Annotated in this window: 9 protein-coding genes; 2 read left to right on the top strand and 7 right to left on the bottom strand. The window is 62.8% G+C overall.

Annotated features, from left to right (window positions below; genetic code table 11):
• From F4Z81_07725 to F4Z81_07710, 4 genes are all read right to left on the bottom strand, one after another.
• A partial coding sequence (locus F4Z81_07725; GenBank protein MXW04943.1) for a dihydroorotate dehydrogenase electron transfer subunit occupies nt 1–785 on the bottom strand: 785 nt, incomplete at its 3' end.
• 41 nt (nt 786–826) lie between these two features.
• On the bottom strand, nt 827–2,623 hold the full coding sequence (locus F4Z81_07720) for a tetratricopeptide repeat protein (protein MXW04942.1): 1,797 nt from the start codon (nt 2,621–2,623) through the stop codon (nt 827–829).
• Between the two features lies 1 nt (nt 2,624).
• Nucleotides 2,625–3,107, bottom strand: coding sequence for a response regulator transcription factor (locus tag F4Z81_07715; protein MXW04941.1), 483 nt, complete (start codon nt 3,105–3,107; stop codon nt 2,625–2,627).
• A gap of 286 nt (nt 3,108–3,393) precedes the next feature.
• Complete coding sequence (locus F4Z81_07710) at nt 3,394–3,831, bottom strand: single-stranded DNA-binding protein (GenBank protein ID MXW04940.1); 438 nt, start codon at nt 3,829–3,831, stop codon at nt 3,394–3,396.
• A gap of 245 nt (nt 3,832–4,076) precedes the next feature.
• On the opposite strand from F4Z81_07710, the gene F4Z81_07705 reads away from it, so the two are divergent.
• Nucleotides 4,077–5,303 carry a YjgP/YjgQ family permease gene (locus F4Z81_07705; protein MXW04939.1) on the top strand — a complete coding sequence of 409 codons (1,227 nt, stop codon included), beginning with the start codon at nt 4,077–4,079 and terminating at the stop codon, nt 5,301–5,303.
• Between the two features lie 84 nt (nt 5,304–5,387).
• Nucleotides 5,388–6,470, top strand: a complete 1,083-nt coding sequence (locus tag F4Z81_07700) for a YjgP/YjgQ family permease (GenBank protein MXW04938.1) — start codon at nt 5,388–5,390, stop codon at nt 6,468–6,470.
• Between the two features lie 59 nt (nt 6,471–6,529).
• Here F4Z81_07700 and F4Z81_07695 read toward each other — a convergent pair whose 3' ends face one another.
• From F4Z81_07695 to F4Z81_07685, 3 genes are all read right to left on the bottom strand, one after another.
• Nucleotides 6,530–7,672 (bottom strand): methionine adenosyltransferase, encoded by a 1,143-nt coding sequence (locus F4Z81_07695; GenBank protein ID MXW04937.1) that lies wholly within the window; start codon nt 7,670–7,672, stop codon nt 6,530–6,532.
• Between the two features lie 65 nt (nt 7,673–7,737).
• Nucleotides 7,738–8,805 (bottom strand): NTP transferase domain-containing protein, encoded by a 1,068-nt coding sequence (locus tag F4Z81_07690; GenBank protein ID MXW04936.1) that lies wholly within the window; start codon nt 8,803–8,805, stop codon nt 7,738–7,740.
• Between the two features lie 134 nt (nt 8,806–8,939).
• A complete protein-coding gene (locus F4Z81_07685; GenBank protein ID MXW04935.1) occupies nt 8,940–9,614 on the bottom strand; it encodes a hypothetical protein in 675 nt (224 codons plus the stop codon).
• Nucleotides 9,615–9,621 lie beyond the last annotated feature (7 nt).

The following is a 9,621-nucleotide window of genomic DNA, read 5'->3' as shown; positions in this document are numbered from 1 at the left end:
GTATCGGGGTCTGCGCAGGCCACGACACAGGCCATGCACACGCCCACGCCACAGGGCATGATCCCCTCGAGGGAGACTTGTCCGTCGATACCGGCTTCCCGGGCGATTTCCTGGCAACGCCGCATCATGGGCGTCGGTCCGCAGGCATAGAGATAGGCGCATCGACGTGGCGAGGAAGCCAGTTCCCGTTCCAGCAGGTCCGTCACCAGGCCGTGGTGGCCGGTCGTGCCATCGTCGGTCGCCAGCCTGGCGTCGACGCCGTATTCGCGGAATTTCTCTTCACCGCTCAAGAGACCCGCCGTTGCTGCGCCGAAGAGTACCGTCATGTCCGCCGGCCGCGCCCGTCCATCCCTTGCCGTCTCCTGGACCAGGGAGAGAAAGGGCGCCACGCCGACGCCCCCGGCGATCATGATCACCGGCCGTCCCGCACGGACGGGTTCGAAAGTCCTCCCAAGGGGGCCGAGCACGTCGACCCGTTCTCCGCGGCGGCGCGTCGCCAGGATCTCGGTGCCGCCGCCGACGATCCGGTATATGAGCCCGAAAACGCCGCGTTCCGGATCCCGTTCGGCTATGCTGAAAGGACGCCTGAGCAAAGGGGTGTGACGGAGCCAGGTCTGCCTGCTGCTGTTCTCCGAGACATCGGAAGCGATCAGGTGTACGAAGTGACCGGGCAGGGCGTGTCGTGTGATTTCGGGTGCCAGCAGGTCGATCCAGTACAGGCCGGGACCGATTTCACGGTTGGTGAGGATCTCGGCGTCGTACTGGCAGATGGGGATGGTGGACATGCTCCACTACAATACAGCCGGCCGGCCCGGATGTCAACGCATCATTTGTCCGGAGCCGGGGCCGAGGCCGGGTCTGGAGCCGGTGCCGGGGCCAGATCCGGGTCCGCGTTCGTGGCAGGAAGCAGTTCCTCCATGAGGCGGATCTTGTCGCGAACGGAATTCGCCTGTTCAGACCGGGGATGGCGTTCCACGATTTCGCGGTAGCGGTCGAGGGCGGTGTCCGGATCGTCGAAATGCGTCTCTGCAAGCCAGCCCAATGCATAAAGCGCCTGCGGCGCGTATTCACCATCCGGATCCCGTTGGAGGACCATTTCGTAGAGCCCGCGCGCGGAGTCCGGCCGGTCGGTTTCGAAAAGCAGCCGTTCCGCCTCGGCGAAGAGCCGGTCCGGGGGCAGTTCACCTACGATGGGTTTCGACCGCAGGATGGCTGCTTCCACGGCGTGCGCGGTCCCGGGATACCGAACGGCGATGGAATCGAAGACCGAACCGGCGTTATCCGTGTCATTCAGCATCTCGTCGAGTATCCAGCCCCTTGCGAATGCGGCCTTGGCGGCCATGGAGGGATCATTCGACGCTTCTTCTATGGCGCGGTACTGGCTCAGGGCCGAGTCGGCCATCTCCAGCTGAAACAGGTACAGTTCCGCCAGCTGGTATCGCAGGCCGACCGCGTCTTCCGTCAGTTGCGCGTAGTTCGACGAGGTATTCGAGTCGGGATCGCCGGAGGATTTCATCGCTTCCATCGCGGCCAGCAGGTTTCCGAGGTTACCGTCCAGGCGCCGCAGTTCGCGTATGGCGCCATGCTTCCTGTCGGCCTCATCCCCGACCCAGAATGAACGCGGACTCGTGCGCCGCGCCTCGTCATACCACTGCTCTGTCAGATCGAGATCTCCCGCGGTCCGGTATAGTTCCCCCAGTTCGAACATGGCCCGGGAGACTTCCTCCGCGTGACTCCGGTCGGACTCGAAATAGGTGATGAGCGACTCGTACGTGGAGACGGCCGAATCATGCAAGTCCATTTCAGCCAGGCACGCGGCGATCGCCAGCATCACCTCGGGGTGGTAGTCGCTGAAGGCGCGCTGATCCAGCAACGACTCGAATGTCCGCAGCGCAGCCGGCAGATCCCCCTCGCGCCGCAAGCTTTCACCCAGCATGAAAGCCGCCTGAAACTTGAGCTTCCGAGTACGTGCCTGGTCGATGGCATGGGCGAGTTGTTCCCGAGCTTCGGAGAACCGATGCTCCTCCAGCCTGGCAAGTGCGATGTGGTACCTGGCTTCCGCCTCCCGTTCATCGCCGGGCCGCGTTTCCAGCACTTCCTGGAACCGCGCGACGGCTTCCCCGTAGCGGGCGCCGCCCAGGGCGATCTTTCCCCGAAGCATCAGGGCGTCCGGAAACCGGTCGCTGTCGGGAAACTCCCTGACGAAGCGTTCCAGCTGCTCATCGGCCCGGGTGGAATCTCCCGCGTTGAGGAGGCTGTTGCCCAGGGAAAAAACGCAGTGGCCGGTAAATTCGCCGTCCGGGAACAGCCTCAGCACCTGCTCATATCGCTTGATAGCCTGCAGATGCTGTCCCTGTATCGACCGGACGTCGCCGATCAGGACCAGCGCGTCGTCTACATAGGAACTGCCGGAGTGGTCCCGAAGGACGAGACCCGCGTTTTCGACGGCAAGCTCGTAGGAGGCAAGGGCCAGGGGCGGTATGCCGCCATCGGGAGTCTGCTGGTTGAGACGTATACGCTCCCCTTCCTTGAACGCTTTCCTGGCGTTGTAGAAGGTATTGTAGTACGCGCATCCGATGATCACGCACACCAGGGTGAACAGGATCAGGGAAGTCCTGCGCATCTCAATCTCCGAACTTGTAGCCGACGCCCCGGACGGTCGTGATGATATGCACGCCGTGGCGTTCGATCTTCATGCGCAGCCGTCTCACGTGCACGTCCACCGTCCTCGTACCGCTGAAATAATCGTATCCCCAGACGGCGGTCAGCAACTCGTCCCGCGTAAACACCCGTCCCCTGTGCCGGGCCAGGTGCTTGAGCAACTCGTACTCCTTGAGGGTCAGGTCGATCGCCTTGCCCCGGATCGTGACTTCGTAGTTGCCCAGGTTGATCAGCAGGTCGCCCCATACGATCATGTCCTGGATCTGCACGCTGTGGCGCCGCCAGAGGACGTTCTTGATGCGAAGATCGAACTCGCGGACGTTGTATGGCGCGCAGATGAAATCGTCGATTCCCCGGGTGACGTCGAGGTCGCCGATGGCGTCACAGCCGGTCAGGACGATGACCGCGGGGGCGTGCCGGAACCCGCGCGACCGCAGTTCGTCCATCACGAAGGGAAGGACCGTCCGGGGCCGGTCCGTCTGGATGAGCAGGACGTCCGAATCGGGTATGCGAGCGTGGAGGTCTTCAACAACGGTGTACTGCAGTTCCGTTAAGGGGTAACCTGCGCCGCTCAACCACCTGATCAGCGGTTCGACGGGTTCCTGGCGGGCAATAAGGATCGATATTCGGGGAAGCCCGTTGCCGCTAAGTCTAACGGTCATGGGTTCTCACTACAGGCCCACGTTGGAAGGAGCAACCGGTTGCGACGAACGGGCTATCCCGCGAATGGCGTCAAAACGGAAGATCGTCGTCGGAATCGGACTCGGGCGAAGAAGGCGGCACTTCCGTCGCCGTGCTTTTGGTTCCTCCGGGCGCGTCCGATGCAAGCTCATTCTGCTGGCGGGCACTCAGCATTTGCATCTCGTTCGCCACGATCTCGGTCATGTACCGTTTCATCCCGTTCTGATCCTCCCAGGAACGGGTCTGCAACCGTCCTTCGACATACACCGGCGCGCCTTTCTTGAGATACTGGCCGCAGATCTCCGCCAGTTTCGAAAAGGCCACGATACGGTGCCATTCCGTTTCTTCCCGCCGTTCTCCGTCCTGCGTGTTCCACTGGCGCGTCGTGGCCATGCGGAAGTTGACCACGGCCCGGCCGGCAGGCGTATACCTCATCTCGGGATCCGCGCCGAGATTACCGATCAGAATGACTTTATTCAAACTGGCCATTGGGGATGCTCCTTATATGAAAATTAGTGAAATGAGTATAGCGCGATACACAGAGCGAGTCAAGCGAATTTCCCGCTGTCCCGGGACCGCCGCGCGGGATAAAACCGCTTGCTTATCCCCGGTATCGCACGCTATATTCGAATAGTCGAGGGACCTTTTCAAAACATCGTAACTATTGTTGACGGAACCCGACATCGGACGCGTCGGAATGCCCTCCCCCGGCCCGTTATCCGCCCGATTGGCCCATGACCCTCCCGGTTCACCTCTACCGATACGTGTTCAAGGCGCACGTCGGTCCCTTTCTTTTCTCCTTCGTGGTCATCACGTTCATCCTCGTGATGGACATCATATTTCAGATCGCCGACCTCATCATCGGCAAGAACCTCGACCTGTTCATCGTGCTCGAGGTTTTTTTCCTCAACCTGGCCTGGATCGTCGCCGTATCGATCCCCATGTCCGTGCTGGTCGCCAGCCTCATGGCCTTCGGCCGGCTTTCGGCCGATAACGAGGTCACCGCGCTCAAGGCAGGCGGCGTCAGTTTCTTCCAGATGGTCTCGCCGGTCCTGGCAGCGGGAATCCTACTGGGGAGCGGCCACCTGTTCTTCATGGACGTCATACTGCCCGAAGCCAACTACCGGGCGCGTTCGCTCATGAACGATATCCACCGTGCGCGTCCCACGTTACTCTTCAACGCAAACATATTCATGAAGGACATTCCGGGATACAGCATCCTGATCGACCGGGTCAACCCGAGAAACAACGAAATCTCCGGTATCACCATCTACGAGACGGGGAACCTGAGCTACCCGCGCCTCATGACGGCTGAGTCCGGTGAATTCCACGTCAACGAGACGGGCAGCCGGCTCGATCTCATGCTGTACGACGGAGAACTGCTTCAGCAGGACGAATCTTCGGGGCGCTATTTCAAAGAGATCTTCGAGCGGCAGCGGTTCACGATCCGCACCGAACCGGCCGGCGTCCAGCGATCGGAGGCGGGGATCCGGGGCGACCGCGAGCTGAACATCGAGATGATGCGCGCCAGAATCGATGAATGGCAACAGGAGATCGACGCAGCATCCGCAAAACTGGTACCCGGCCCGGTTCTCCCGGAGGCAAAGGCGGATTCCCTCGAGGCGGCGAGGGACCGGGCGGAGCGGACGGTATCGCTGAGGCAGCGGCAGAAGAACAGCTACATCGTGGAGATCCACAAGAAGTACGCCATTTCAGCGGCCTGTTTCGTCTTCGTGCTGATCGGCGCGCCGCTGGGGGTTCGCATCCGCCGCGGAAGCATCGGCGTCAGCGTGGGCGTCAGCCTGTGCTTCTTCTTGCTGTACTGGGCCTGTCTGCTCGGCGGTGAAGAACTGGCGGACCGCGACATGATCGATCCCGTCTGGGCGATGTGGGCGGCGAATATCGTCATCGGCGTTCCCGGCGCCTTCCTGGTCTGGGTTACCGGCCGGGACCGCATCTGACAGTCAGCCTGGTCAGCCTGGACAGCCTGGTCGCCCCTGGACACGCTTCAATTCGCTTCGATACCACCGGAGGAACGCCGTTACATGTCCCTGATCACCCGGTACGTACTCCGCCTGTTCGTCACCGCCATCGCCGTCAGCCTGGTCGCCTTCGTCAGCATCTTCTTCGTCGTCGATCTCATCGAGCAGCTGGATCGTTTCCTCGACCGCGAGGTGGCCCCGGTATACATCGCGCTCTACTACGTCTATTACACCCCCTATATCTTCGTACTCACGATTCCCGTCAGCCTGCTGCTCGCCAGCCTGTATACCTTCGGCCAACTGACCAGGCTGGGCGAGCTGACCGCCATGAAGGCATCGGGGCTCAGTGTGTACCGGCTTCTGCGGCCCATGCTCCTCGTCAGCGCGGTCGTAAGCGCGTGTCTGTTCTGGGCCGGTGAATGGCTCGTGCCCCATACGAGCATGAAACGGGCCGAAATCCAGTCGGAACACGTCGACCTGCAGGGCGGAGCAGGCCAGCACATCCGGAACGAAGTGTTTTTCAGGGGAGAGGGAGGGCGCCAGTTCTATATCCGCGTATTCGACGGACGCGACGCGGAGGGCACGGGGGTTTTCGTCACCGAATTCCGCGACAGCCTCGTCTCCAGCGTACTCACGGCGGAAAGCGCCGCCTGGAAAGACGGGCGCTGGCTGCTTTCCAACGGGGTGGAACGGCGGTTCCGGCCGGGAGGCGGATTGTCCGAATACATTACATTCGCCGAAATGGAACAGGACGGATGGTCCGAAACGCCGGAAGATTTCATGCGTGGGCAGAAACGTCCCGAGGAGATGAGCTACGACGAACTCGACCAGTTGATACAGAACGTCCGGCGCGGAGGCGGAGACGTGCAGGGCTACCTGGTGGACCTCAATCTGAAGATCGCCTTTCCCAGCGCGGGCCTGATCATCGTGCTGCTGGGCGGCGCGCTGGCCTCTCACCTGAGACGGGGCGGTGTAGCGGTGGGATTCGCCCTCAGTATCGGTATATGTTTCGTCTACTGGGGGCTGCTCCGCTTTGCCCAGGCCTTCGGACACGCCGGATTGCTCGAGCCCATGGCGGCGGCATGGGGCGCCAACGCCCTATTCTGCCTGGTGGCCCTGATTCTGCTGGTCAGAGCGCCGAAGTGAGATTCGCTGCGCGCAGCAACACCCTGGTCCGCCAGACGGGCTGCCCAGCCCATGGCGGCTCAGGCGTGGTTCCTTAGCTCCTCCGCCTTGTCGCAGTTCTCCCAGGTAAAACCCGCTTCGTTGCGGCCGAAGTGTCCGTAGGACGCCGTGGGTCGGTAGATCGGCCGGCGCAGGTCGAGGCTTTCGATAATACCCTGGGGCGTCAGGTCGAAGTGCTTGCGGATCAGACGGGTGATCTCCAGGTCGTCGGCAGCGCCGGTACCGAAGGAATTGACGTTGACGGAAACCGGCTCCGCCACGCCGATGACGTAGGCAAGCTGGATCTCGCATTTCTCGGCCAGTCCGGCCGCGACGACGTTCTTGGCCACGTAGCGGGCCGCGTAGGAAGCCGAGCGGTCCACCTTGGTCGGGTCTTTGCCCGAATAGGCCCCGCCCCCGTGGCGGCAGTAACCTCCGTAGGTGTCCACGATGATCTTCCGGCCGGTCAGGCCGGCGTCTCCCTGGGGTCCGCCGGTGACGAAACGGCCGGTCGCGTTGACGTGGTACTTGATCCGGCCCGGGTCGATCAACTCCTCCGGCAACGCGGGACCGATCACCTCGTTGACGATGTCCTCCCGGATCTGCTCGTTCGAAACGTCCGGGTCGTGCTGGGCGGCGATGACCACCGTGTCGATCCGGCGGGGCTGGCCATCGACGTATTCCACCGTGACCTGCGATTTGCCGTCGGGACGCAGATACGGGGCCGCGCCGTTCTTCCGGATCGCCGCGAGGTTACGGGTCAGCCGGTGGGCCAGGGTGATGGGCAGGGGCATCATCTCGGGGGTCTCGTTGGTCGCGTAGCCGAACATCATGCCCTGGTCGCCCGCGCCCTGCCGGTCCACCCCCATGGCGATGTCGGCGGACTGCTGATCGAGGGAGACGACCACGCCGCAGGACTCCCAGTCCAGCCCGAACCCGGAATCCGTATACCCGATGGATTTGACGGTCTCGCGGGCCACGCTTTGCGCATCCACGTGGCCGTCCGTCGAGATTTCTCCCCCGACGACCACCAGGCCCGTGGTGACGAAGGTTTCACAGGCCACGCGGGCGTAGGGGTCCTGTTCGATGACGGCGTCCAGCACCGCGTCGGAGATCTGGTCGGCGACCTTGTCGGGATGGCCTTCGGTAACGGATTCGGAAGTGAAGAGGTAACCGGGTGTCATGCGTCATGCTCCTGATGATCGACCCGTGGGTCGGGAACGATCGGGTTCGTGGTTTCGGTAATCGGTCAGACGAAAACTTCGCAGCGCGCGCCTTCCACGCCGTCGGGACTGTGCGGACCGTCGGGGCTGTGCGGACCGTCGGGGCTGTGCGGGCTGTGCGGGCTGCCCAGACCACCCCGGCCGACCGAAACGCGCCTTACCGTATCGGCCAGGACGGCATGGGGGGTAACGATGGAACCCCTGAGATCGCAGTTCTCGACACGGGCGTGGCTTCCGATGGTGGCGTCACGGACGACGGTGCACGCGACGGAAGCCCGGGACGAGATGGCGACGTGAGGTCCGATGACGGACCGGTGGACCCGGGCGTCGGACGCGATGTCTACCGGCGGAATGATCACGCTGCCGGGAATGTCGCAACGCCCCCCGTTCAGGTCGAGCAACCGCCTGTTGGCCTCCAGCAGGCGGTCCGGCGTGCCGCAGTCGTACAAGTCGTCGACTTCAAAGGGGACCAGGTGTTCGTCTCGTTCCACCATCCACTGCAGGGCGTCCGTCAGCTGATACTCGTTCCGGGTCCTTCGGCCGGACCTTACCAGGGTTGCCAGACCTTCCATGAGCGGCCGCGGACTGGAGAAACAGTAGATCCCGGCGATCGCGAGATCCGATGCGGGATGATCGGGTTTCTCTACCAGCCGGGTGATCCGACCGTCCTCGATTTCAACCAGTCCGTACCGGCTCAGGTCACCGGAGACCCGCTTGACGCCGATGGCGTTGCCGGACGGCTCCCCGGCCAGGAAAGCAAAATCAGAAAGATAGATGACGTCTCCCAGCAGGACCAGGAGCGGCTCGTCATCCACGAGGTCCGCACACAGGTGCACGGCGTGTCCGATCCCGAGCGGCTCGCGTTGCACGACGTACCGGGCTTCGAGGTCATCCCTCCGGTCGACGTACCGGCGGATGGCGTCGCCCGATGGCGAGATCACCAGCACGACGTCGCGGATGCCCATGCCGGTTACCTGGTCGAGCAGGTATTCCAACACCGGCTTGCCGGCGACGGGGACCAGGGCCTTGGGAGTCTCAAGCGTGACGGGGTGCAATCGGCTGCCGCTGCCAGCGACGGGAATGATGGCTTTCATTAAACTTCCTTGCACGTGTGCACCCTCTCCCGGCGGAACGCGCCGGGACCGAAAAGAACGGTTCAGTAAGTAACAGCGGACCAGGGCCGTGCGCAACAGAAATCATGGTCGCAGGTACCGAACGGTACGCTTGTTCAGAAGATCGAACCGAGCCAGGCGCCGAGGGCTTCCATCCGGCCGGTCAACAGGGAGATGCGCGCCATGACCGTGTACCCGAATGCCGCGCCGAAGGTCACCATCAGCACCCAGATGCCCGCGCGGGACACGTGTCCCAGCGCGCCCTTGTGCTCCACGGAGAAGAAGAAGTACACCAGGCCGCAGATCACGCCCAGGACGAGCACGATGTGGGAAAAGCTGGCGCCCCAGAGCAGATTACCCGAAGTGTCGAGCACCACGAGGGGGATCATGGTGCTCTGGACCTGGATGATGAAGTCCGAATCGAGGAAGCGGGGCAGGTTGAATCCCGCCGCGCCGCCTACGATGAAGGCCAGGGCCCAGCGGCTGAGCCAGGCCCAGCGGTCGATCAGGCGGGTGAGCAGCAGCAGTCCGAAGACGGCGGGGATGAGGTAGTAGTAGTCCGGCGACCGGCCCTCGGCGCCGGGCACGACGCTCGACATGAGCGAAGGGAACAGCTTGCCGAGCAGATTCGGCACCAGGTGGTCCCAGAACCCGACGGCCATCAGGTAAGCGGCCGAAACGCCGACGAACAGGTGTTCGGCGAACTTGTAGAAGGGATTGTCCCGGTACAGGAAACTGAGGATCATCAGCGTGAGGGCCGCGTCGATCCAGAGCATCAGCGTTACGTCCATAAGAAGT

The sequence above is a fragment of the Gemmatimonadota bacterium genome, assembly GCA_009835325.1.
GTDB lineage: Bacteria > JAAXHH01 > JAAXHH01 > JAAXHH01 > JAAXHH01 > JAAXHH01.
Note: the sequence above shows the minus strand (reverse complement) of the source record. Positions and strands in the feature narration are given on the sequence as shown.